This is a genomic window from Cupriavidus sp. 8B (assembly GCF_054589115.1).
In genome coordinates, this window is record NZ_BAAILO010000299.1 from 35697 (window position 1) to 57315 (window position 21619).

Annotated in this window: 20 protein-coding genes and 4 pseudogenes; 8 read left to right on the top strand and 16 right to left on the bottom strand. The window is 60.9% G+C overall.

What is annotated here, in order from left to right; all coding sequences use genetic code 11:
• Positions 1–4 precede the first annotated feature (4 nt).
• The 5 genes from ACYP5B_RS29660 to ACYP5B_RS29680 all read right to left on the bottom strand — a co-directional run bounded on the left by ACYP5B_RS29660 (position 5) and on the right by ACYP5B_RS29680 (position 5701).
• Positions 5–1231 carry an NAD(P)/FAD-dependent oxidoreductase gene (locus tag ACYP5B_RS29660; RefSeq protein WP_459572033.1) on the bottom strand — a complete coding sequence of 409 codons (1227 nt, stop codon included), beginning with the start codon at positions 1229–1231 and terminating at the stop codon, positions 5–7.
• A gap of 3 nt (positions 1232–1234) precedes the next feature.
• Positions 1235–1558 carry a 2Fe-2S iron-sulfur cluster-binding protein gene (locus tag ACYP5B_RS29665; RefSeq protein ID WP_459572034.1) on the bottom strand — a complete coding sequence of 108 codons (324 nt, stop codon included), beginning with the start codon at positions 1556–1558 and terminating at the stop codon, positions 1235–1237.
• A 21-nt stretch (positions 1559–1579) separates the two neighbouring features.
• Entirely contained in the window at positions 1580–3016 is a 1437-nt protein-coding gene (locus ACYP5B_RS29670) for a glutamine synthetase family protein (protein ID WP_400094632.1), read from the bottom strand.
• A gap of 76 nt (positions 3017–3092) precedes the next feature.
• On the bottom strand, positions 3093–4409 hold the full coding sequence (locus ACYP5B_RS29675) for an aromatic ring-hydroxylating dioxygenase subunit alpha (RefSeq protein ID WP_459572035.1): 1317 nt from the start codon (positions 4407–4409) through the stop codon (positions 3093–3095).
• 533 nt (positions 4410–4942) lie between these two features.
• Entirely contained in the window at positions 4943–5701 is a 759-nt protein-coding gene (locus ACYP5B_RS29680) for a nitroreductase (protein WP_459572036.1), read from the bottom strand.
• Positions 5702–5963: 262 nt separating this feature from the next.
• Between ACYP5B_RS29680 and ACYP5B_RS29685 the strand changes: the two genes are divergently transcribed.
• The gene (locus ACYP5B_RS29685; protein ID WP_459572037.1) at positions 5964–6869 is read left to right on the top strand and encodes a helix-turn-helix domain-containing protein; all 906 of its coding nucleotides are present in this window, start codon (positions 5964–5966) and stop codon (positions 6867–6869) included.
• A gap of 30 nt (positions 6870–6899) precedes the next feature.
• Here ACYP5B_RS29685 and ACYP5B_RS29690 read toward each other — a convergent pair.
• The 4 genes and pseudogenes from ACYP5B_RS29690 to ACYP5B_RS29705 form a co-directional block, all read right to left on the bottom strand.
• Positions 6900–7071 (bottom strand): annotated as a pseudogene (locus tag ACYP5B_RS29690) (methyl-accepting chemotaxis protein); the annotation flags it as partial.
• A 99-nt stretch (positions 7072–7170) separates the two neighbouring features.
• A complete protein-coding gene (locus tag ACYP5B_RS29695; protein WP_459572038.1) occupies positions 7171–8439 on the bottom strand; it encodes an MFS transporter in 1269 nt (422 codons plus the stop codon).
• A gap of 66 nt (positions 8440–8505) precedes the next feature.
• Entirely contained in the window at positions 8506–9261 is a 756-nt protein-coding gene (locus ACYP5B_RS29700; RefSeq protein ID WP_459572039.1) for an FMN-dependent NADH-azoreductase, read from the bottom strand.
• 24 nt (positions 9262–9285) lie between these two features.
• Complete coding sequence (locus tag ACYP5B_RS29705; RefSeq protein WP_459572121.1) at positions 9286–9474, bottom strand: 2Fe-2S iron-sulfur cluster-binding protein; 189 nt, start codon at positions 9472–9474, stop codon at positions 9286–9288.
• Between the two features lie 420 nt (positions 9475–9894).
• Here ACYP5B_RS29705 and ACYP5B_RS29710 point away from each other — a divergent pair, with 420 nt between their 5' ends.
• The 3 genes from ACYP5B_RS29710 (at position 9895) to ACYP5B_RS29720 (ending at position 12993) form a co-directional block, all read left to right on the top strand.
• The gene (locus tag ACYP5B_RS29710) at positions 9895–11166 is read left to right on the top strand and encodes an MFS transporter (RefSeq protein WP_459572040.1); all 1272 of its coding nucleotides are present in this window, start codon (positions 9895–9897) and stop codon (positions 11164–11166) included.
• Positions 11167–11194: 28 nt separating this feature from the next.
• The gene (locus tag ACYP5B_RS29715; RefSeq protein ID WP_459572041.1) at positions 11195–11518 is read left to right on the top strand and encodes a hypothetical protein; all 324 of its coding nucleotides are present in this window, start codon (positions 11195–11197) and stop codon (positions 11516–11518) included.
• An 854-nt stretch (positions 11519–12372) separates the two neighbouring features.
• Entirely contained in the window at positions 12373–12993 is a 621-nt protein-coding gene (locus ACYP5B_RS29720) for a flavodoxin family protein (protein ID WP_459572042.1), read from the top strand.
• Between the two features lie 467 nt (positions 12994–13460).
• Here ACYP5B_RS29720 and ACYP5B_RS29725 read toward each other — a convergent pair whose 3' ends face one another.
• Both ACYP5B_RS29725 and ACYP5B_RS29730 read right to left on the bottom strand, forming a co-directional pair.
• The gene (locus ACYP5B_RS29725) at positions 13461–13895 is read right to left on the bottom strand and encodes a lecithin retinol acyltransferase family protein (RefSeq protein WP_459572043.1); all 435 of its coding nucleotides are present in this window, start codon (positions 13893–13895) and stop codon (positions 13461–13463) included.
• Positions 13896–13945: 50 nt separating this feature from the next.
• A pseudogene (locus tag ACYP5B_RS29730) lies at positions 13946–14250 on the bottom strand (sigma 54-interacting transcriptional regulator); the annotation flags it as partial.
• Between ACYP5B_RS29730 and ACYP5B_RS29735 the strand changes: the two are divergent.
• Positions 14213–14881 carry an AAA-type ATPase lid domain-containing protein gene (locus tag ACYP5B_RS29735; RefSeq protein ID WP_459572044.1) on the top strand — a complete coding sequence of 223 codons (669 nt, stop codon included), beginning with the start codon at positions 14213–14215 and terminating at the stop codon, positions 14879–14881. The pseudogene ACYP5B_RS29730 and the gene ACYP5B_RS29735 overlap by 38 nt on opposite strands.
• Before the next feature lie 38 nt (positions 14882–14919).
• Here the strand turns inward: ACYP5B_RS29735 and ACYP5B_RS29740 are convergent, their stop codons facing one another.
• Positions 14920–15675, bottom strand: coding sequence for a sulfite exporter TauE/SafE family protein (locus ACYP5B_RS29740; protein WP_267602969.1), 756 nt, complete (start codon positions 15673–15675; stop codon positions 14920–14922).
• A gap of 389 nt (positions 15676–16064) precedes the next feature.
• Between ACYP5B_RS29740 and ACYP5B_RS29745 the strand changes: the two are divergent.
• Positions 16065–16342, top strand: a pseudogene (locus ACYP5B_RS29745) (helix-turn-helix domain-containing protein); the annotation flags it as partial.
• A 534-nt stretch (positions 16343–16876) separates the two neighbouring features.
• Positions 16877–17779: an NAD(P)-dependent oxidoreductase gene (locus ACYP5B_RS29750; protein WP_400094612.1), complete on the top strand. Its 903-nt coding sequence runs from the start codon at positions 16877–16879 to the stop codon at positions 17777–17779.
• Between the two features lie 130 nt (positions 17780–17909).
• Here the strand turns inward: ACYP5B_RS29750 and ACYP5B_RS29755 are convergent.
• Positions 17910–17990, bottom strand: a pseudogene (locus ACYP5B_RS29755) (IS6 family transposase); the annotation flags it as partial.
• Between the two features lie 83 nt (positions 17991–18073).
• Here ACYP5B_RS29755 and ACYP5B_RS29760 point away from each other — a divergent pair.
• Entirely contained in the window at positions 18074–18928 is an 855-nt protein-coding gene (locus ACYP5B_RS29760) for an SDR family NAD(P)-dependent oxidoreductase (RefSeq protein WP_459572045.1), read from the top strand.
• Positions 18929–19131: 203 nt separating this feature from the next.
• Here ACYP5B_RS29760 and ACYP5B_RS29765 read toward each other — a convergent pair whose 3' ends face one another.
• From ACYP5B_RS29765 to ACYP5B_RS29775, 3 genes are all read right to left on the bottom strand, one after another.
• The gene (locus ACYP5B_RS29765; RefSeq protein ID WP_459572046.1) at positions 19132–19386 is read right to left on the bottom strand and encodes a hypothetical protein; all 255 of its coding nucleotides are present in this window, start codon (positions 19384–19386) and stop codon (positions 19132–19134) included.
• Positions 19387–19571: 185 nt separating this feature from the next.
• Positions 19572–19994: a group II intron maturase-specific domain-containing protein gene (locus ACYP5B_RS29770; RefSeq protein WP_459572047.1), complete on the bottom strand. Its 423-nt coding sequence runs from the start codon at positions 19992–19994 to the stop codon at positions 19572–19574.
• 27 nt (positions 19995–20021) lie between these two features.
• Complete coding sequence (locus tag ACYP5B_RS29775; RefSeq protein WP_459572048.1) at positions 20022–21068, bottom strand: porin; 1047 nt, start codon at positions 21066–21068, stop codon at positions 20022–20024.
• Between the last annotated feature and the right edge of the window lie 551 nt (positions 21069–21619).

Here is a 21619-nt window from a genome sequence, read left to right on the forward strand (position 1 = left end):
TGCCCTAGACGGGAAGCAGGGATTTCAACGCCACCGTCTCGTCCGCCAGAACGCCCTCCCCTGGATGGATACGAGCTGCCAGCAAACGGCGCACCGCCATATGGTCCTGCGGACGGTTGACAGAGTCGGCGCCGATGAGGCGGCCGTCTCGCAGGTAGAGCGCCGTGAACCGCCCCTCATCCGGGCTTCCGCGTACCACGGTCGTATCATGGCCGCGAGAGAAGCCGGCCATTTGCAGTTTGTAGGCATACTGATCAGACCAGAACCAGGGAACCGCGTCGTACGGAGCCGGCACGCCAGCGATCGTGGCTGCCGCCGCCTTTGCGAGATCATTTGCGCTTTGAATGGACTCCACCCTGACACATTTTCCCGTGTCATCCGCCCACGGATTGGGGTAGGACGCACAATCACCCGCCGCCACGATGGACGCATCGCTGGTGCGTCCAAAGCTGTTCACAACAATGCCGTTGTCGACCGCAAGTCCACAGCCGGATGCCAGTTCGACATTGGGCACGACACCTAGTCCGGCCACCACCATATCCGCAGCAAGATGCTCGCCTGTCTCAAGCTCGATGCCCGTTACGGCGTCTGCTCCGCAGATCCTGGCAATCTGACTGCCCATCCTGAAAGTCACGCCCCGCGCCTCGTGTACGCCCAGGAGAAACGTTGATACCAGTGGGGGCACCGCCCGCTCGAGCAGCCGGCCCTGCATTTCCACCACGGTGACTTCCAGCCCGAGCGCGCACAGGCAAGCCGCTACCTCCAGGCCAATAAAGCCTCCGCCGACAACAACCGCACGCCGGGAAACCCCTGCGCTTGCCTTGATGGCGCAGGCGTCCGCCAGATTGCGCAGGTAGTGGACTTGCGCAAGCCTTGCGCCGTCGCACTGCAGTTGCCGGCAGCGTGCGCCCGTGGTCAGCGCAAGATGGTCATAGCGGATTCGCTCGCCATCTGAAAGCGATAGTTCGCGGTGCGTGCGGTCGATGGCTTGCGCGGAGACACCCGCCTTAAGGACGATTCGCTCTTCATCGAAGCGTGCTTGCGACTGCAAGGGCAGGCTCGAAGCGTCGATCTTGTTGCTCAGGAAGCCTTTTGACAGCGGAGGTCTCTGGTACGGGGCGTGCGGCTCCTCGCCAACCATGGTGACCTCACCATCGAAGCCGAGTTCGCGAGCGGCAAGGGCAAGCTGCGTCCCCGCATAGGAGGCGCCTACGATGACAAGATGTGCCATGGTTTATCCTTGCGTTGTCGGTACGCGGACGACCAGGCCGTCCAGTGCATCGCTCACGGTGATCTGGCAGCTCAGGCGGCTCTCTGGCCTGCGCTGCGCGGATACGCCGTCGAGGAGCTCGTCCTCCATCTGGTCGGCGTCGGGCAGCCGGCCGCTCCATTCTTCATCGACATAGACATGACAGGTTGCGCAGGAACAGCAACCCCCACACTCGGCATCAATGCCGCGAATGTTGTTGGCGATGGCAACCTCCATCAGCGACTTGCCGTTTGGCGCGGCGACGGCCTTGCGGCTGCCGTCCTTCAGAATATAGGTGATCGTTGGCATGGCATTCTCCCTACGCTAGCATCAGAATATGTCGAAGTACTCGCGTTGCTCCCAATCACTTACCTCGAGATTGAACCGTGCGATCTCTGCTTCCTTGATGTGACAGAAATAGTCGATGAAGTCGGAACCCATGCCGTTGCGCAGGGTTTCGTTCTCACGCAGACAGCCAATCGCTTCTTCCAGGGTGCGCGGAAGGTTGGGCGCCGGTGTCTCGTAGGGAGAGTCGGCGGAAGGTCCCGGGTCCAGTTGCCTTTGAATGCCATCCAGCCCGGAGATGGCTTGCGAAGCAAGGTAGAGATAGGGATTCGCGGCAGGCTCCCCGACGCGGTTCTCGATTCGCGTTGCCTGGTCTCCCGGGCCACCAAGCACGCGCAACATGGCCCCGCGATTGTCTCGCGCCCAGATCGCACGATCGGGCGCGAGCGAGTACGCCCGATAGCGCTTGTACCCGTTGATGGTCGGCGTCGAGAACGCCGTCGCCGCGCATGCGTGGCTGAGGAGCCCGCCGAGATAGTGCTTCCCTACAGCGGAAAGCTCGTCAGCCGCGCCGGCGGGCATGAAAGCGTTCGCACCGTCTTCCCGCCGCTTCAGTGACTGATGCAGGTGCCATCCGCTGGAGACCACATTGCGGATCTTGGGTCTGCACATAAACGTTGCATGGTAGCCATGGCGCTTGCAAACCTGCTTGACTGCACTCCGGAACAGCACCATGCAGTCCGCAGTTTCCACCGGCGTTGCCGGCGCGAAGGTAAATTCGAACTGACTCGGACCGAACTCGATTTCGAGCGAACGCACGGGCAGGCCGAGCTGCTGGACGTTGCGGCGGATCAGCTCGATCACCTCCTCCGTCGCGTCATATCGCAACTCCGTGAGGAACTGATAGCCGTGGGAGAGCAGTTCAACGTCGGGCGGCTCGCCCGGCTGGCCAGCATCATCCGGAGTCATGTGCTCGCGCAGCAAGCGGAACACGTGAAACTCGACTTCCAGCCCCGTGATCAGTTCGTAACCAGCCTTTGCCAATTGCTCTTCGGCGCGCCGCAGAATGGGGCGCGTGGCAAAGGGCAGCGGCGTTCCGTCATGGAAGTGCGGGTCGCAGAGAATCCATCCCGTATTCGGCGCCCAGGGCAGCACCTTGAACGTAAGCGGGTCCGGCACCAGCGTCACGTCCGCGCCGCCTTGCATGCCAGGGATATTGAATCCGCCGCCCGAAGAGAACACGGGGAACACAGTGCGATGCGAAGTGTCCTTTGCGAACAGCGTCGTGGTCACGTTGATGCCGCTTTTCAGGGCCTTCTGTGCCTCGGACGCGACCAGCGTCTTGCCCCTCAGGATGCCGTGCTGGTCCGGGAAGGAGAATCGAACAACATCGATATCTCCGCTGGCGAGCCGACGAATCACGTCGTTGGCTGCGCGGGCGTGGGTGTCGGTCCAAAGGCCGAAGTCTTCTACAAATGCCATATGGGTCGGGCGGTCCGCGTCTGCGACACGGACTTGCCTCCTCGGTTGTCAGTGATTTGTCTTGTGCGCGCGCGGATTACTTGCGTTGCGAAGCCCATTCCGATTCCTCGCGACGCATCGCATCCGCGCCACGCCAGTACTCATCGGCGCCGAGGCCGTCACTGACACCGTCGATCGAAGGCGGTCCGCTGAGCGCACTGGCCTGCGCGGCATCGATCATCATCAGCGTCTTTTCACCGCGCTGGTTTGCCTCGATGGCTTCGACCAGTTGCTTGCGAAACGCAATGATCCCCTTGTCGGTGGTGCCGAGGTGCTCGCGGGTTCGGTCCTGGATTGCGCCCTGTGACTCGACCGCCCATTGGTCATGGACGTTGATGTCACTGCCCATGCCAGTGTAGGTTTCGTTGCGCTGCTCGTAGGGATTGAAGCCGTAGTCGTTGTGCTTGTTCTGGCGCGGGCGGTAGTCCGGCAGCTCATAGAGCGCCAGGCGCTGATCGCGCATCTGCTGCTTGTTCACCGGCTTTGTGAAGCTCGTGAAGATGGCATACCAGTAGCAGCTAGTGTCGTCGATGGGCACGTGCCACTGCGCAATCGTCATCTCCGCGCTCATGGGGATGATGAACGCTTGAGGGAACACCACATTGGTCACGCGCACGTGGCGCTGTTCGCCGCCGAGTTCGCGCAGGGCCATCAGCCGCATGCCGTAGTCTGTCGTGGCGATGCTGATTTCGGGGCACTCGAACTCGCGAAGAACCTTCGTGATTGGCATTGCCGAGTCGGCGGATGCGCCCCGGAACTGCCTGCCATAGCTCTCGGAAACATCCTCGTCTTCGAAGAACCGGTGCAGGAACGACGCATGCGCGGGATCGATGCCGACCTCAAGCGCCTGCAGCCAGTTGCACTCGAGCAAGCCCTTGAACGCGAAGGTGTACTCGCCCGGAGCAACGAAGCAGTCAAAGGCCGGAAACGCCGGCGGCTCGCCTTCGCCGATAAAGGCGAACAGCATTCCGCTGCGCTCCACGACCGGATAGGCCTTCTGCTTGATGCGCTGGCAGAGCTTGCTCCCCGCCGGCTCCGCGGGCGTCTGGAGGCATGTGCCGCTGGCGTCGAACAACCAGCCGTGGAAGGGACAGCGCAGGCCACCGTCTTCGAGGCGGCCGAAGCTCAGGTCTGCGCCGCGGTGAGGGCAATCGCGATCCAGCATCGCGTAGCGCCCCTGCTCGTCGCGGAACACGACGAAGTTCTGGCCCATCAGGCGCACCGCACGAACCGGCCGCTCACCAGCGAACTCGTCCACCAATGCAACCGGTTGCCAGTACTGGCGCAACAGCTTGCCGGCCGGTGTCTGCTCGCCGACGCGAGTGATGAAATCGTTCTGTTCCTTGGACATCATGGTGGGGAATCTCCTACTTGGGTGGGTTGCCAGCGAGAGGCGTTCATCGCGTCTCTGTATGCAGCATACTATTTACTGCATGCAGCAATCGCAAGACACGTCATGATTGGCAATACCCGAATCGGCGGACCCGTTCCTGATAAATCATCGTGAAAGTCATCCTAATATGTTGATTTTTAAACGTTTTATACGGTAATACATCGATCACAGAGCGTCAGCTAAGCGTTTACCCGCTGATGCCAAGGAGTAGATCGCTGCATACAATGCACGTCAGCTAGATGAAATTATTGGTAAGGGTCTGCCGGGCTTGCATGCAGGGCCCGCCGGGGGAGCGCGGCACCGCTGAACTGGCGCGGCCACAGGACGATTTCGGAGGCGGTGCGATAAGAAAGGACTGGAGGGCGGCCGTCGCCGCCCAGAGGACAGCGAGGCCAGGCGAGGGATATCCAGGTGCAATCGGTGAAATCGCACCGGTCGCAGCGAATCCGCAGGACGCGGAAGGATCAGATGAGGGTGAACCGTGTGGCGCCCGTCTAAGGGGCAAATCCCGAGAACGAGGCGAAGGCATCCACGGGAATCCTGGGTTGCCGGGTGCTCAACTCGGGGGATTCCGGATCCGCATAGCCGAGGGACATGCCACACAGAACGAGTTCGTTTTCCGGTATCCCCATGCACTTACGCAGGACAACATGAAACTTTGCAAACGATACCTGAGGACAAGTGTCGAGCCCGGCCGCCCTGGCTGCCAGCATGATGCTCTGAAGGAACATCCCGTAGTCGAGCCAACTGCCCTGCTCGAGTCGCCTGTCGATGGTGAAGACCAGCCCGACGGGAGCATCGAAAAACCGGTAGTTACGCACCGTCTGTCGCACCCGGGCTTCGGCATCCTCCTGCCGAATTCCCAACGCGCCATAGAACAAGCGCCCGAAGGCACGCTTCCGGGAAGCGTATGGCTCCAGACCCGGGTCTGGGTAGTAGCGGTACTCCTCACTATGTGCTTCCGCACGATCATGAAACGCGGCATGCAACTGTTCGGCAAGCGCATCCTTCGCCGCGCCGGCGACGACATACACCCTCCACGGCTGCAGGTTGGCTCCGCTTGGCGCATAGCTGGCGGTATGCAGGATTTCACGGACGACGGCCTCAGGGACGCCCCGGGGCAGGAATCGACGCACCGCGACGCGACTCTTGATCACCTCGCAGACAGATACCGGACTAGCTCCGCTCGTCATGATTTCCACTCCCTGCGTGTTCGGCTTTCGCCTTGTCGAACAAAAAACTTGCCCGCTCATGGCTGCGTTTCATGCGATTTCTTCCGCGGCGGCTTGCGCCGCTTGCTCGTCCTGCCGCCGCGTCGCCGGCGGATGCTGCATACCGATACTGCACAGGGTGCTCCTTTGTTTCAGTCCTCATCGTCAGGGGTTGCATGCCGGGCAACAGGCAGCGCTGGCTTCACAGCCGAGGTCAGTATAGGTAGCCCGCAGGCGCAAATATTGCACGGGAAGAGCAGGCATTCTCTGGCAGTAGCGTCGACGCCGATGGGCAGTGGAGATCTTGGCGCAGCTCATTCGCATCGTGCCGTATCAGTTACAGGAGGGCGTCATGGTACGCATCGCCAGTAATCTTCATCGCAGCCGCGTGGTTGGCCGCTGGGCCAACACCGAAGTGGAAGTCGTCGAATTCGACCAGCTCTCGGACATCGCGCGCCCCCTCGGCTCCGGCCGCTTGAGCCTGCGCGCCGCGCTTCGGGAGACCGGCGGCAAGATAGATGCACGCCACCAGCCCTCCAGGCCGCTCGAAGGCGCCTACCGCGGCAACGATCACCTCAGCCTGATCGCGAAGGACGGCGAAGCGTACGGCCACACACAATTCATCAAAGGCTTCAGGTGTGTCGCCGTCCATTTCCCGGACGAGTTGCTGAGGCAGGCGTGCGAAAGCGAGGAGACACCGCCTGCCTTCACGACGCGGCTGATGTTCGAGAACAGGGCAATGTGGGCGATCGCGGACAAGCTCGCCATGGAATGCGTCACGCCGAAACTGGGGCGCCAGCTGTATTGCGAAAGCCTGGTCGGGCAATTGGCGGTGGAGATTGCGCGCTTCAAGCAAGGTGACGCGCTCGCAGCCAACAAGGGTGGACTCGCCCCCTATCGCCTGCGCCGGATCGTCGACTATATAGAAGGCCATATCGGCGAGGATATCTCGATGCTCGAACTGGCTGCCCTAGCCGAACTGAGTCTTCCTCACTTCATGCGCGCATTCCGCGCATCGACCGGTGAAGCACCGCTGCGCTTCATCATGAAGCGGCGCGTGAAGCGCGCGCAAGCGCTGCTGCTGGAAACGGACTTTCCGCTCATCAAGATCGCCCACGACTGCGGCTTCGCGGATCAGGCGCATATGACAACATGTTTCCGCCGTCTCGAGGGGAATACGCCGGCGCGCTTTCGGCGGGATCGGTCTTAAGAGCCGCGCCGCCGGGCGCGGGGCGATTGCGGCCGCCCCGCCGGCCATTGCCCAAACGGATTCAGCAATCAGCGCCGCTATGGACCTCGCTTCCGTAGCTGCTCGCTGCGCGAGCATCCGAACCTCGCCGGCAACCACGGCGAAGCCACCGCCATGCTCGTTCGCGCGCGCCGGCGAGGATGTTGGCCTGGAAGGCGATGCCCGCGGCAGGCCGCGCGAGTTCCTGTGATTGTTATGGAAAAGGACCCGGGCTCAGCCACAAGCTGAATGAGAGATACGGGGCCTGCGACGACAGCGCTGCCTACCAAGGGACATTGTCGCCACCCACCATCGCCAGATCGGTGCGGCGGCGCGCCGGAATCAACCGGGCACGGCCTGCGCCGAGCCCGCACAGCGCGGCGGCGCAGGCGATGGCCAGGCAAAGACAACCGACAAGCCACCAGCCGCCAGCACGCGCGTGCAGCAGGCCGACCACTACCGGCCCCAGCGCGGCAATCGCGTAGCCGACGCTTTGCGACATGCCGGACAAGCTCGCAGCCACCGCTCCATCCGGCGCGCGCATCCCGATGACGGTGAGTCCTAGCGCCAGCAAGCTGCCTTGCGCGACACCCAGAGCGACGGCCGCGACTTGCAGATTGCCGAGCGGAAGGAGCAGGCAAGCCCACAACGCGGCAGCGCATGTCAGCGAGGCCACCGCCATCCCTGCCCTCTGGTCGCGCGTGCGGCTCGCCCATATCGCCACGGCCAACGATGCCGGTGCTTGCACAATGACGGAGAGTGCGCACATCGTGCCGGCCGAGACGGCGTCCAGCCCCCGCCACTGAAGCAGCGAAGGCAGCCACCCGAAGACGATGTAGGCGAGCGAGGACTGGAAGCCCATAAACAGCGACACCTGCCAGGCAAGAGGACTCGTCCAGACCGCACCATGTTGAACGCCGGGCGTCGCCAAGCCGGGCTTCTCGTCGTTGCGCACTCCGAATACAAGCGCGCATCCGGCTGTGGCCAGGCCCGCCGGCGCAGCCCATGCAGCCAGAGCCAGCTCCCACGACCCGTGCAGCTGTTGCGCCATGTGTACGGTCAGGCCCGACGCCAGCGCAGCGCCCGCGCACAGCGCCATCGAGTACACGCCCGTCAGCAAGCCAGTTCGCTCGGGAAACCGGCGCTTCAAATACCCAGGAAGCAGGACGTTGATAACGGCGATCCCGGCGCAAGACAGGGCCTGACCAAAGAAGAGCCAGGATCCCCCGCCCGCACCACGGAGCAGCAGTCCGCAGGCCGTCAGTCCAAGGCATGCAAACAGGCAGGTTTCGTCTCCCATACGACGCACAAGCGCCGGCGAGGCGAGGCCGAACAGCGAGAAGCAAACAGAAGGCAACGCAGTCAGCAAGCCAGTACGCCATCCGGCAAGGGTCACGCTATCCTGGATCAGGCTCAGCACCGAACCCAGGCTGGTCATTGGCGTGCGCAGGTTGAAGCCGATTACGGCCAGACAAAGCAGTACCGCCACGCCGCGTGCGCGGGTGCCCACGGGGAAGCGACCGCCGGCTTGTCTGAGGGATTTGTGTTCCATGACTGGCTGCTGACAATGTGGACTGCGTGGACCACCTGGATCCTCAATGGACCGAATGTGGGGGACCTACATGGATCCGGCGATCGCGAGCGCACGCGTCATCGCCGCGTCCCTTGCGCTTCCCATCGCCGGGGCGTCTGGATGCGTCGGTGCAAACGTGATGGTGCTGATGTCGGTGATACCGATAAAGCGCAGCCACGCGTCCAGATAGGGCTTCTGATGATCGAATCCAGCGAGGGGTGTACCCGCCGAATAGTCGAAGGAGCTCGCATAGATGACCACCGCGCGGCGCCCATGGACGAGACCCTCGTAGCCCTTCTCCGGTGTCCATTTGAACGTGAGCCCCGGCTGCGTAACCACGTCGATGTAGTGCTTCAGCCTATAGGGAAGACCGAAGTTCCACATTGGCGTGCTGATCACCAGCGTGTCGTAGGCCAGCAGCCGAGCCGCCTCCTGCTTGATGACCTCCCACGCGCGCGCCTGTGCTTCGGTATGCTCGCGGCGAGCGAGAACAGCATACTTGGCGTTGAGGATGTCCTCCCGAATCTCCGGCAGGTCGAGTGCCCAGAGATCGAGCTCGTCCACGCGCCCGCCCGGATGGGTCTGCAGGTATTCCTGGCTGAATGCGCCCGCGACCAGCCTGGACTGGCTGCTCTCACGCGGGGACGCCACAATATGAAGAACGTTTGACACTTCCGCATCCTGTTGGTTATTTGATACTCGGTTCGCGCGATGGCGCTCGAAGCCGAATATAGAGATTCGGCTTCGACCCATCTTTCGCCACAGCGGCGCGCTTTTCACGGGCAGATCGGCGCCGCGCATCCGGGCTTGCGAATGTCGCCCGGCTCAGAGGTCGAGCGTCATCGCATCGTCTTCCGCCCAGCCGACACAAACACAGGCCAGGGTGTCTTCCTGGCGCCGGACATCAGACAGGAAGCGATCTCTGTGGGACGCGGCACCGCTCACGACCTTGGTAGCGCACAAGCCGCGTTCGCCGCGCTTGCAGCTGTGCGGCACGGGAATTCCCACCGCCAGCGCTGCATCGAGTTTTGTCTATCCAATAGTACGGGCTTGCGCCACCAGCATGACAGAACTGTAATTAAATCGACGCCGAGTGGTCAGCATTGTTCGAGTAAGAACCCATCGAATGCAAGCGACTCTTTTCGTCAGGCCTGCATGCGAGAAGACCCTGTCGGCAACCGAGGTTTAGCGCCATATTTGCAACCTGCCAGCGCAAAGCATGAACCAATGGTATGGTGCCGACCCCGCCTCGCACTTCTTAGGTAGCCTAACCACGTGTATCGCGGTCAGGCTGGCGTTTCCTGTTACATCGGCGCGGTTGACGGATGCCGTCGTCCGCTTCGAGATGGCGCTACCGGAAAGCCTGTCTGCACGATGTCGCGGTAGACCTATCGGCGAGCCCAAACTGTAGACCCAAAGCCCGGAAGCAGATTTATGATGATGGAAAACAGTCACCCGGTAGGTGACCCATTGAACGAAGCCCGCAACCCCTCCCCTATGCGGGCTTGGCTAGCGGTGGGTTCCGTAACCGTGGGCGCCTTTGCGTTCGTCACAACGGAATTCTTGCCGGTCGGACTTTTGCCACAAGTCGCCCAGGAGTTCGGCGTAACGCCTGGCACCGCTGGCCTCATGGTCACGATCCCTGGCGTGATGGCAGCCATCTCCGCGCCGGGCATGATGCTGGGGGCTGGACGGGTCGATCGCCGCTATATCCTGCTCATACTTTCGGTGTTGCTGCTGACGTCCAATCTGATATCCGCATTTGCACCCAATTTCGCGGTCATGCTGATCGGGCGCGCCACCCTCGGTGCAAGCCTGGGAGGCTTTTGGACTCTCGCGCTTGCCGCCGCGGGAAGGCTGGTGCAGCCGCGCGAAGCGGCGCGGGCGACTGCGATGATTCTGGCAGGGGTCACGTTTGCTACAGTGATTGGAGTCCCGTTCGGCACGTTCATCGCCAGCCTTGCGTCGTGGCGGGCATCGTTCATAGCGACCGGTATACTCGTAACCGTGGCCATGGTAGCCCAGGCCATCCTCGTCCCATCACTGCCCTCGAAAGCTGCGTTGCGCATCGCTGATCTGTTCGCGCTCTTGCACCGGACGCACTCGCGCAGAAGCTTGATCATGGTCGCCTTCATCTTCGGCGCTCACTTTTCTTCCTATACGTTCATTGCCCCTTTTCTGTTGCAATACGCCGACTTCAGCACCGAAAGCATTACTTGGGTCTTACTGGGCTTCGGCGCCATCGGCTTCGTTTCCAATTTCGCCGTCTCGGCAACGGTAACGCGCAACCTCAAGGCGTCGCTGGCTGCGATGGTCTTGATGCTGATGATCTCGCTGTTGATGATGCCCGCGCTGCGTCATTCTGCCCCGACAGTGGTGGCGATCGTTCTTGCGTGGGGCATTGCATTCGGCGCGATTCCACTGTGCCTCAGCTTGTGGATTCAGAAATCGACAGCCGATCTACCGGAAGCTGGCTCAGCACTGTTCGTTGGGATAATCCAGGTCGCGATCGCGGTTGGCTCGTCTCTCGGAGGCCGCGTCGTGGACCGGCTTGGCATTCCAGCGGACTTCGAACTCGGTGCGGTCCTCGCACTGGTCGGCCTTGCGATGCTCGGGAGCTTCCTCACCCGTCAAAAGGACACTGGCTCAACTTCTGCCCCGGGAGAAAGGCTTGGAACCAGACCGGACTGCGGCCAAAGCGTATAAGTAGCGTTTCCAGCAGCAAGGCACTGAAGTGAGTGCCTTGTTGAGGAACATCTGGCGGCGTAAGCTCTCTCAGGCCCCGACCGCGGTTCAAGCTGGCCCCAAGATTTGGGCAAAGTATCGCTTCGGCGCACCTGCCAAGCCCTTCGCCCACAACCACCACCACCACCACCACCACCACCACCACCACCACCAGCTGACGGTCGTCGTGCACCTGGAAACCGGTCGCAAGCTGCTCTGCGTCAATCAAGTCTTCACAACGCATGCGCCTGCACTGTCGGCCAAGGAAAGCGACGCGATGCTCGACAAACTCTACCGGCGTATCAAGAATCCGCGCCCGGCGCGATGTGCGTGACAAGCTCGCACCCTGAGGACTCCGCGGCCCAGTAGGGTGCGGCAGATTGCAATCTCGTCATTGAATAGCCATCGATCCGCTACCGTTGTCTGAATATACTGCTCTCCACGTAGACGCTAACTTGTTCATCGATCCGGATAACGCCTCTGATCACCGCAATCACAATCATGTTCACCGTTCACCGGCATCTCCAGCGCCGCTACGGGAGATTCCGCTAGCGCGGATGCGCCACAAGATGGCCGCAGTCGTGTAACTCGCAAGCGCGACCCCTTCACGGCCGGTGCGCATAGCAGTTCAAGCGCGTCGTCCATCGACAGCGTGCGATTGACTTCGCTCGGCTCATATTCAAATAGACGATAAGTACGGCATGCTCCTGGCCTTCAGGCAGAGCGCCAACCATGGGAAAGCGGCGGCTGCGCTGCCGCTGGAGCGGGTACTTTATGGACGCTCCCAGATCATCGGGACCGTAAAGAGATCGCGGGCACAATCCGCCAAGTATGCGATGGTACGTCGCCTTAGCGAACGGCGGCTCGATCATTTCACCCCGGATGGCCTGACGTCAGTGGTCTGCAGCGTGTTCCCGCCGTCGAACGCTGCTGATGCGCATCGGCGCATGGAGTCCAACCGGAGCGTCGGCAGGATCGTTCTCACGACCTCGGGGACCTGGCATGAGTTGAGTTGCTCGCGCGTTGCTACTCCCGGCATTCTCGATGGGAATCGGCACAAAAGGGATGTTGTCGAATTTCCAGCGAACAAGCTGCGCCCCCTAACTTTCGTCACTGTCCCAGCTCTACGGCGTTTCACGTGATGCAGGAAAATTCAATTTATTGCAAACTACATTGAGGCCTGGCACCATGAACTCCAGCTCTACCCAAATCGCCATCGTCTATCACAGTGGCTACGGACATACCGCCAAACAAGCGCAGGCCGTCGCACGCGGCGCAGCCAGTGTTGATGGCGTGGAAAGCCTGCTGATCAGTGTCGACGAAATCGATCAACACTGGGACACACTGGAAAACGTGAATGGCATCATCTTTGGCGCGCCCACCTACATGGGCAGTGCATCGGCGCAGTTCAAGGGATTCATGGACGCTACTTCGCGCCATGTCTTTGCCAAGGGCGGCAAGTGGGCCAACAAGGTGGCGGCGGGCTTCACCAATGCGGCTTCGCGTTCGGGCGACAAGCTGGTCACGTTGCAGCAGATTGCAATCTTCGCCGCCCAGCACGGCATGCACTGGGTGAACCTCGGCCTGCCGCCGGGACACAACAATTCGAAGTCGACGGAGGATTCCCTGAATCGTCATGGCTTTTTCCTGGGCGCAGCGGCCCAGTCGAACGCTGATGAAGGATCCGATGTGGTACCACCCCTCGCGGATCTGCGCACCGCAGAACACCTGGGTGCACGCGTTGCGGGAGTGGCACAGCAACTGGCCATGGGGCGTCTTGCCCTGACATCGTTGGAAAAGCGGGCCTGAAGCCCTTCACCTTCCTATCTTCTCGTTGCGGAAAGCCTGGAATTAGTCATGATCGGCTAGATTCACATACCGGGGTGGGATCGCGTGGGAATCTGATGTCAGCGAACCGATACGCCCGCGACTTCAACGGTGGCGAGTCTCCAGTATCAGCTCTCCCCCTTGCGTCTGTGACCGGCAGTGCCTCGGATCAGCGGCCAAGTGATAACGTTCCCCTTTTGCACCGATGTTCATCTCTCCGAATAGTCTTGTGAAGTAACTGAGGCAGAAGGTGTGCCGGCAACAATTTTGGCATCTTCCGTCTCGGGCTCCACCCGCTTGCTGACCGCAATAGACTGCGCGAAGATGGGATGGTCCTCATACGCCGCCCCTACGACAGCGCTGTCGGACAAGTAGAACTGAGTTTGACTCCGAAACCGATTCGAAAGGACGGGGGACACCGATATCACTCACGTTGGCTGCCGCCCCAATCACGGCGAGCATATGGAACGCCGGAGAGACATGGCGCCGCCTACCTTGATCTGATGGAAAATTGCTCCCAGGAACAGGCGGGGGAACGCCAGACATCTGTCCACCTGTGCGCTGCGCGCTACTCCACATAGACACCACATACAGAAGTGCTCGCAGTTGTTGGTCAGCAGCCGGTAGTGGTTTTCGCCCAGCCGGGAGCGAGCCCGGCGGACGACTTCCGCGCCTGTGTACTTTGGGGAAAGGCCCGGCTCAATCCACACTTTGTGGCCGCAGGCAAAGCGCGCTACCGGGACCTCTTCGATGGGCCCCGCGAGCAGGGCACCCGAGAGCCCTGCATAGTGCACAACCTTCCCGTCGCCCACGTAGAGGCCATGATGGGTATACCCTCTGCGCGGCGTCACGAGTTGGGCTCCTAGCGGCGGTTCCGCACGCATCGAGAAATCACTCCATCTCACTGCGGCTCCGGTGTTCCCTTTCCATTCCAGATCTCGCCCTCCTCCAGCACCCGCAGCAAGTGGGGCTGGATATCCAGGGGCATCTCGCCGATTTCATCCAGGAACAATGTGCCGCCGCTCGCGGCCTCGATTTTCCCGGCGGCCCCCGATTTGCGCGCACCCGTGAAGGCACCATCCGCATAGCCAAAGAGCTCGCTTGCAAGCAGGTCCCGCGATAGCCCGCCGCAATTGTGAGCGCGACAAACGGGCCGTCGGCGCAGGCGCTGGCCTGATGGATTCCCTGGGCAAACAATTCCTTGCCGACACCGGTCTCGCCTAGCAGAAGCACCGGAACCTATCGCCTCGGCGAGAACTCGCCGCGCAAAGCCAACTTTCGCCTGATCGCGGCCACGCATCGCAACCTGAGGGACGAAATCGCGGAGGGGAAATTCCGCATGGACTTGTTCTATCGGATTGCCGTGACCACTGTTTCGATACCACCGCTGCGTGACCGCAAGGACGACCTGCCTGTGCTGATCGCTCACTGGTTGACCCATCTTTGCGAGCGCTACGGCCTACCCGCGACTTCGTTTGACGACGAAGCCTATGGGTGCCTTCTAACCTATGATTGGCCAGGTAATGTGCGCGAGCTGCGCAACGCGATTGAAGGCTCCCTGCTGATGGCGCAAGACGATGTGATCACCACGGACAAGCTGCCACCTGAAATCACCATCGGGTCGATCCTGAGCCGAGGTGGTGCTGGGCAGGAAGCGACGCCACCATTGAGCGCAAAAAGCTGTTCACTGGAAAAGGCCGAAGCCGAATCAATCCGGGAGGCGCTCGCCTACAACGGCGGCAATCTGACCAAAACCGCTTTCCAGTTGGGCATTGCCAAAAGTACCTTATATCAAAAGATCCGCAAATATGGGTTGCTCCAGGCTGTGAGTGAAACCCGCGGCAGACAAGGAAGTGGGTTGCTGGAGTAAGCCCAGCAGCACGTCGAGACCGTACCGTGACAGAATCCCTACGCCAAACGCTGAAGCAAATGTGGCGCGGACGATGCCAGCAACGCGACCCCGGAGGCGGCGAGCAGGCTCAACACAATCTTGCGGAACGTTGCTTCCGAAATGCCAACATACAGACGCGCGCCCAGGAGAGTGGGAATTAGCATCGCCGGCCCGACGATGGCAAACATCGGCAGCATTTCACGTGTCACGATGCCCTTTTCCACGTAGATGGCCATCGTCACAAGCAGCAAGGCGAGATTGAAGTTCTGAATGATCGCACGCTGTTCATCCTTGTCGAATCCTCGCAACGTGCACCACAACGTAGGAATCGTGCCGGTGAAGCCCCCGATGCCACCCATGATCCCCCCGACGCCACCCACGATCCCGTCGGCTACCCTCCCACCCGCCGTGATTGTCGGCAGGTTTCGTGCCGCAAGCATTGTGGGGCACCACAGCACAAGGAACGTACCCAGGAGAGCCTTGAAGAGTTGAAGGTCGAGCGCCGGAAGAATCGCGACGCCAATAGGTATGCCCACCAGGCCGCCGATCAAGAAAGGCAACAGCCTGCCCAGCTTCAATCCTCGGCGCATGGTTACCGCGGCGATGATCTGCCCCGTCAACGCCCCAAAGACAGCCATTGCCGCGGCCAGTTTAGGATCCAGCGACCAGGCCCAGAACGACATTGCAGTGAGTCCAAAGGCGAAGCCCGAGAGCCCTTGAACGAAGCCCGCAACAATGGCTCCAATTGCCACAACCAAGATCACTGCATCCATGCGTAAAGGCCTATTCTTAATGGGGAGTCATCTGAGAATGCGCGGTCAATCGATATCTTCAAGCCGTCCCGTAAATTCGACAAGACAGCCAAAGCCGCCATGGAACAGAGCCTGGGTTGGTCGCCAGGACGAAATGACCCGATACGCAGACACGCCACCGACAGGCGATATTGTCCGCATAGAGGCGACCAAGCGCTTCGCCAAAGCCTTTGGACACGCCATAGCAGCTGCAGGCTGCTGGGTCACGGAGCGCGCCTGTAAAGAGCCAAAGTCCTCCTTCGCGGCGTCGGCGCGCCGTGGAGATGAGACCGGTGCATATGTAGCCACTGTAGTCGACCATGTCATCTCCGTGGTTAAATGCCTGGAAATCTATTGTTAAGCTGAACTGAATGATCCGCATCGAGGACTTGCAGCTTGTCTCCGCGTTGGCACGAGCGCCATCGGTCAGCGCCGCAGCGCGGCGCTCGACGTTACCTCGCCAGCGCTGTCTATGCGCCTACGCAACTTTGAGACAAGGCTCGGACTTGCGCTTGCCACGCGTACCGCTCATCCGCTCAGCCTGACCCCGGAAGGCGAGCGCTTCGCACACGAAGCTGAGCTGCTGCTACAGCAGTTGGAGTCGCTGCCTGAGACCTTCCAGCGCGACGACCAGCCGTTGACACGCACGGGGTGCCGCAGGTGCCCCGCGATTTGCTGGCGCATGCATGCATCTGCATCCGCGAAAACGATGAGGGATGGCCACCGGCGAGCTGAGCTCGAACCGCTCGCACGCGGTGATGCCGGCCTCACGCAGGTACCGGTCGGCCTGCTTGTATCCATATATCTTCTTTGGATTAAAGAAAGACTTGCATGGTTTATCTTTGCTCCGGCGTGACCCACACTTCCGCATACGCTCCCCTAACGGCTCTGGTGCAAATCGTGGGGGCCGGTGGGTGATGCTCGGGCTTTTGGCTAGCGCGAGCCCGCAATGAGTACGCTGAGAGACATCGACTGGTTGTTCAACGGGTGGCACTTCGACCGCGAAGTCATCGTCCTGTGCGTGTGTTGGTACATGCGTTACAAGATCAGCCTTAACAGGCGATCAAAAGGCAAGAGCTCGCTCCAAAGACCATTACGCTGGACGGTTACGTGGCGTCCAAGTCTATCAATTTGCCGTCTGAGCGAGCTCGCGCCCGCTCGGCTGATCATTAGGAATTTCATCATGAAGATTGGATTTGTAGGACTTGGCTCGATGGGTGCCGCGATTGCGATTAACCTGATCGAGTCCGGGCATGACGTACATGTCTTCAATCGCAATCCCGCCCGCGCCGAACCTCTGCGTGCGGCAGGTGCGAGCATCGCGACAAGTCCTGCGCAGGCGGCGATGTCGGCCGACGTCGTGTTCACGATGGTGTCCGACGACGCCGCGCACGTAGCGGTCACCTTCGGCGAGGCAGGTATCGCCACAACGCTGAAACCGGGCGCGTTGCACATCTCAATGAGTACCATCAGTGTGGCAACCGCACAGGACCACGCAGCGAAGTACCGCGGAGCCGGTCTTGGCTTCGTGTCGGCACCGGTGTTTGGCCGGCCCGATGCAGCGGCGGCGCGCAGGCTGTTCATTATGGCCGCTGGTGCGGATGAGCACCTCAAGGTTGCCGTGCCGCTTCTTGAGCTGCTTGGGCAGTCGGTCGGCATTGTCGGCGAGGATCCCTCTCAGGCCAACCTGGTCAAGCTCATCGGTAATTTCATGCTGTCCGTGATTATCGAAACATTGGGCGAGGCATGTGCGGTTGCGGGCAAGGCGGGCCTTGACCCTATGCGCCTCGTTGAGTTGCTGACGAGCGCAAATTTCAATGCGCCGCCGTACAAGATCTATGGCCCGCTGATTGCATCGCAACGATTCCAGCCGCCTGGCTTCTCGTTGCCGCTTGGCCAGAAGGACAACCGCCTGATGCTCGCGGCCGCTGAGGCGCTTGGCGTTCCCCTACCGCTTGCGAGCCTTGTCCATGACCGATTCCTGAGCTTACGCTCACAAGGTATCGGCGCTGAGCATGACTGGTCCGCGATTGCGCTTTGTGCCTTGACCGACGCGGGCTTGAGCAAACAACTCTACGGCGGCTGAGCGTAGTCGATATGAGGCGGCTTGCCTGGGAAACCACGGTTCTTCCTAAGGTGCCGTCCCGGCTTGTGGTGCAATTCAGCAGGGGGCGGGAAGCCGCCCCGTTTCTGGAGCCGAGCTTGTAACGCAGCTACCCACGCACGCAAAGGACTAAAACTTCGCGATCAAGGTGGCGCCCATTGAACAACCTGTCAATGTCTTTGCGTTTACCCATCGGCTCGCGCTCTCCAAAGTATCAGACTGACACGTCCGAATTGCACCACAACCCCTGCAGCCACGAACAATGAAGGATCATTGATGACACACTTTGCTTTCACGCCCGGATCCGTCGCCGTTATCACGGGCGGCGCTGCCGGCATTGGGCTCGCCGCTGCCAAGCGGTTCGCGCAGCGCGGACTTCGCGTGTGCATCGCTGACCTCGGCGCGAGCCGACTCGCTCGCGCTGCCCAAGAGGTCGCCGTTCTTGCGGCCAACGGAACAGCCGACGTGATGGCGTTCGAGACGGACGTCAGCCGCCTCGAAGACCTGCGTCGGCTCGAAGCTGCAGTCCAGAATCGTTTCGGCGGCACAGATGTACTCGTGAACAACGCCGGCATTCAGCCTGGCAGCGGCCTGTTCGGGCCGGCCGCGAACTGGGAACGGGTGCTTGACATCAACCTGTGGGGCGTCATCCGCGGCACGCAGACCTTTGTGCCTGGCATGATCGCGCGCGGACGCCCGGGTCTGGTCATTAACACCGGCTCGAAACAGGGCATCACCACGCCGCCTGGCGACCCGGCCTATAACGTCTCCAAAGCTGGCCTGAAGGCCTTTACCGAGGCGCTGCAGCACGAGCTGCGCAATACGCCGAACTGCCGGATCAGCGCTCATTTGCTGATTCCGGGTTTTGTTTTCACGGATCTTGCTGCCCGAGGTCGTACCGAGAAGCCGGCCGGTGCCTGGACGCCAGAGCAAACCGTCGATTTCATGATGGACCGGTTGGGGGCCGGTGACTTCTACATTCTCTGTCCCGACAACGATGTGCCGCGTTCGCTCGACGAGCGACGCATCCTCTGGGCTGCAAGAGATATTGTCGATAACCGGCCGCCGCTTTCGCGCTGGCATCCGGATTACGCGAAGGCATTCGAGGTCTTCAGCCAGAAGACAGACTGATGATCGATTGCGCTGTACGTCGAATCCGACGACGGCGAGCTATGTGTCGATGCCGTGTCGGCCGCGCAAACACGCAGGACATTGCTGCCCGCTGCGGTCGACGGCTACTCGGCGCTATGGGACAAGCCGATCAATGGAGCCGGCGCCTGGGAGACAAATCCCTGGGGATGGGTGGTGGAGTTCGGGAGGCCCAACGAATGACACTATTCGTTTCTGAGATCCATCCCAAGGCCACCAGCCAACTCACAGTCAATGACACCGGCTGCATATGCGAAAAGCCATGCTTCCGCTTCCTCGGCCGTCTTGGGGGGCTGAATCCAGTCCGGCGTAAATCGAACCCCGACACTCTGATCCGGACCGGAAATCTGCACCCGGCCATAGTGTTCACCAGCATTGACGCCATCTGGCATGACAAGCCTGACCTTGAACCCTTTGTACGACTGTTCTCTTTCGCGCATGCGAATCTCCAAGAATGTGAGACGAGCCTAGCAACCAGCATCACGCGTGAAGTTGCGCCGAGTCAAGTCACATCAATGCCAGTTTGTGGACGCGGCAGCACAACGGTTCATCGAATTGACCCGCCGGGACTGGCGGATTGGAGAATGAGGTGAGAACGTATCTCACGGTGAATGAACTTGCAGAACTAGGTGGTTGCCAGCCTCGTAGCCACACGTGCATGAAGCGCTGGCTTAAGAGGCGTCCCTGGGTTGCCAAGCGCCGGTTTCTGGTTGGGCCATCGGTCGAGTCGGTTCAAGAGCCTTCGGACGTGGGAGCGCCTGTAGTAGTGCCCCCAGCCCCGCAGGATAGGATTAAGACGTTCGATCAGTTTGCGTGCCAGGGTCGTCGACCACACCGGGTCGTCGAGGCGCTCGCGCTTGCATGCCCCGTCATGTTGCCTTTTCGCCTTCTGAACCGCGTCGGCAGCCGGAATAACACAACGATCGCGGCTCCATGTCTGGCCCGAACATTCCCCTACCGACGCTTCGCAGACCACCTCACGGCGGTCTGCGCACGGCTCGGGGCCGATGTGGTTCGCTCTTCCTTCATCGTAGTGGACTTGCACCACCTACTCCCTGCCGGCCTCCCGGCGCACTCAGAATTTGTGTCGTAGCCCGGCCATGACGCCCAGGCGGCTGCCGTAGCCGTAGAACGGCGTGACGAAACTAGCCTGGCCGCCCAGCGTGCGCCAGGCCCCCGAAAGGGTGGTGTAGTCGCTCTCCACGTACACATCCGTGCGCTTGCTGAAGGCATAGTCGAGCATAACCGAGCCGGTAAAGCGGTTGCCAGAGTCGCCGCTATGCTTGAGCCGATCGTAAGTACCCAGCGCAATCGCAGACCACGCCGAGTTGAACACGTACTTGACCCCGACGTAGACGGCCTGGTTGCGATAGTCGGCAGTGTTGAACTTGCTGCTGGTGTAGCCCAGGTAGAGCGTGGCGGGCCCCGCGTTGTAAGTGCCGCCCAGCGTTCCCACCTTCTGGTTGCTGTTAGGCACGGTCACCCCATAGTAGCTGCTGGTGTCGCGCATGATCTGGTAGCCAGCGCCGACCATAAAGGGGCCAGCGGCATAGCTCAGGCTACCCCCCGTCGAGGACGATCTGGCGATGCTGCCGGCGACTTCGCCAAGGGCATGTTGGGCTGCGATGCTGAATCCGCCGAAGATGCCGGTGTATTTCACCATATTGTCCTGGCGGACGCCGCCGGTGTAATTGCCGCCCTGAAACCCGACGATGGAAAGATTGGCCAGCGCCATCGCGTCATAGCTCGCCATGACTTCATGGATCACGGTGAACTGGCGGCCCAGTGTAACGGTGCCGAAATCGCCCTGAAGCCCGACGAACGCCCTTCGGCCGAACAGCCGGTTACCTTGCAGGCTCTGGCCGGAGTCCGGAGCGAAACCCGATTCCAGCACGAAGATCGCCTGGTAGTTCTTGCCAAGCTCCTCCTTGCCGAGCAAGCCCCAGCGGCTGCCGGTCAGTACACCGTCGCTCATCTGCAGCTTGGAGTTGCCGGCGGCGTTCTCATTGGTACTGTAGCGGATGCTGGTATCCACCAGGCCATACAGCGTAAGGCTCGACTGCGCCAGCACCGGTGTCGCCGCTGCTCCCAGGAACAACAGCGTGGTAGCTTTCTTCATCATTCACTTCTCCATCCTCTGCCGAAAAATCGTTGTCGTTATCGTGGTCTTTCATTCATAGACGGTCTTGCATCCATGCCTGCCGCATGTCGCACGAATGCAGAGCGCAAGCGCCTCCCTGCCGGCTCATTCGATGAGGGCGAGATGGGCAATTCACGTGGGAATCAGATCGTCTTTGGTACCGCGCTGCCGCGCGATCTCAGTCGGACAATGGGGAGCGTTGCGCTATCCGCGGCGCGGCGGGAATGGGAGCTATTGCCATGGACGGCAAGCCCGTCGACGGCAGACGCGTTCTGATAGTTCCATTTGTGTCTCCGGATATCGACAGACTGCTCGGTAAAGCGAGCGCTGCAGCTTTTTTGTGTGCCGCTAGTCTGCGAGATTGACGGGTGACGAACAATTGAAAATAACTGATGCGTGTATTCCTTGCGGTTATCTCGCTAGCGCCTTTGCACGCGCCGCCGGAATCGGTGCTCGCGTTGGCTGGCGTTCCCATTGCGCATCGGGCACCGTAGTTGGATGCCAATGATGCCGCCTGCGGCAGCCTGCGCATG

Excerpts from the sequence above, each read along its gene's own strand:
- ACYP5B_RS29740 (WP_267602969.1), bottom strand. The coding sequence starts at position 15,675 with ATGGATGCAGTGATCTTGGTTGTGGCAATTGGAGCCATTGTTGCGGGC.
- ACYP5B_RS29670 (WP_400094632.1), bottom strand. The coding sequence starts at position 3,016 with ATGGCATTTGTAGAAGACTTCGGCCTTTGGACCGACACCCACGCCCGC.
- ACYP5B_RS29710 (WP_459572040.1), top strand. The coding sequence starts at position 9,895 with ATGATGATGGAAAACAGTCACCCGGTAGGTGACCCATTGAACGAAGCC.
- ACYP5B_RS29760 (WP_459572045.1), top strand. The coding sequence starts at position 18,074 with ATGACACACTTTGCTTTCACGCCCGGATCCGTCGCCGTTATCACGGGC.
- ACYP5B_RS29695 (WP_459572038.1), bottom strand. The coding sequence starts at position 8,439 with ATGGAACACAAATCCCTCAGACAAGCCGGCGGTCGCTTCCCCGTGGGC.
- ACYP5B_RS29680 (WP_459572036.1), bottom strand. The coding sequence starts at position 5,701 with ATGAGCGGGCAAGTTTTTTGTTCGACAAGGCGAAAGCCGAACACGCAG.
- ACYP5B_RS29720 (WP_459572042.1), top strand. The coding sequence starts at position 12,373 with ATGAACTCCAGCTCTACCCAAATCGCCATCGTCTATCACAGTGGCTAC.
- ACYP5B_RS29665 (WP_459572034.1), bottom strand. The coding sequence starts at position 1,558 with ATGCCAACGATCACCTATATTCTGAAGGACGGCAGCCGCAAGGCCGTC.
- ACYP5B_RS29725 (WP_459572043.1), bottom strand. The coding sequence starts at position 13,895 with ATGCGTGCGGAACCGCCGCTAGGAGCCCAACTCGTGACGCCGCGCAGA.
- ACYP5B_RS29675 (WP_459572035.1), bottom strand. The coding sequence starts at position 4,409 with ATGATGTCCAAGGAACAGAACGATTTCATCACTCGCGTCGGCGAGCAG.
- ACYP5B_RS29775 (WP_459572048.1), bottom strand. The coding sequence starts at position 21,068 with ATGATGAAGAAAGCTACCACGCTGTTGTTCCTGGGAGCAGCGGCGACA.
- ACYP5B_RS29700 (WP_459572039.1), bottom strand. The coding sequence starts at position 9,261 with ATGCGCGGCGCCGATCTGCCCGTGAAAAGCGCGCCGCTGTGGCGAAAG.
- ACYP5B_RS29765 (WP_459572046.1), bottom strand. The coding sequence starts at position 19,386 with ATGCGCGAAAGAGAACAGTCGTACAAAGGGTTCAAGGTCAGGCTTGTC.
- ACYP5B_RS29660 (WP_459572033.1), bottom strand. The coding sequence starts at position 1,231 with ATGGCACATCTTGTCATCGTAGGCGCCTCCTATGCGGGGACGCAGCTT.
- ACYP5B_RS29750 (WP_400094612.1), top strand. The coding sequence starts at position 16,877 with ATGAAGATTGGATTTGTAGGACTTGGCTCGATGGGTGCCGCGATTGCG.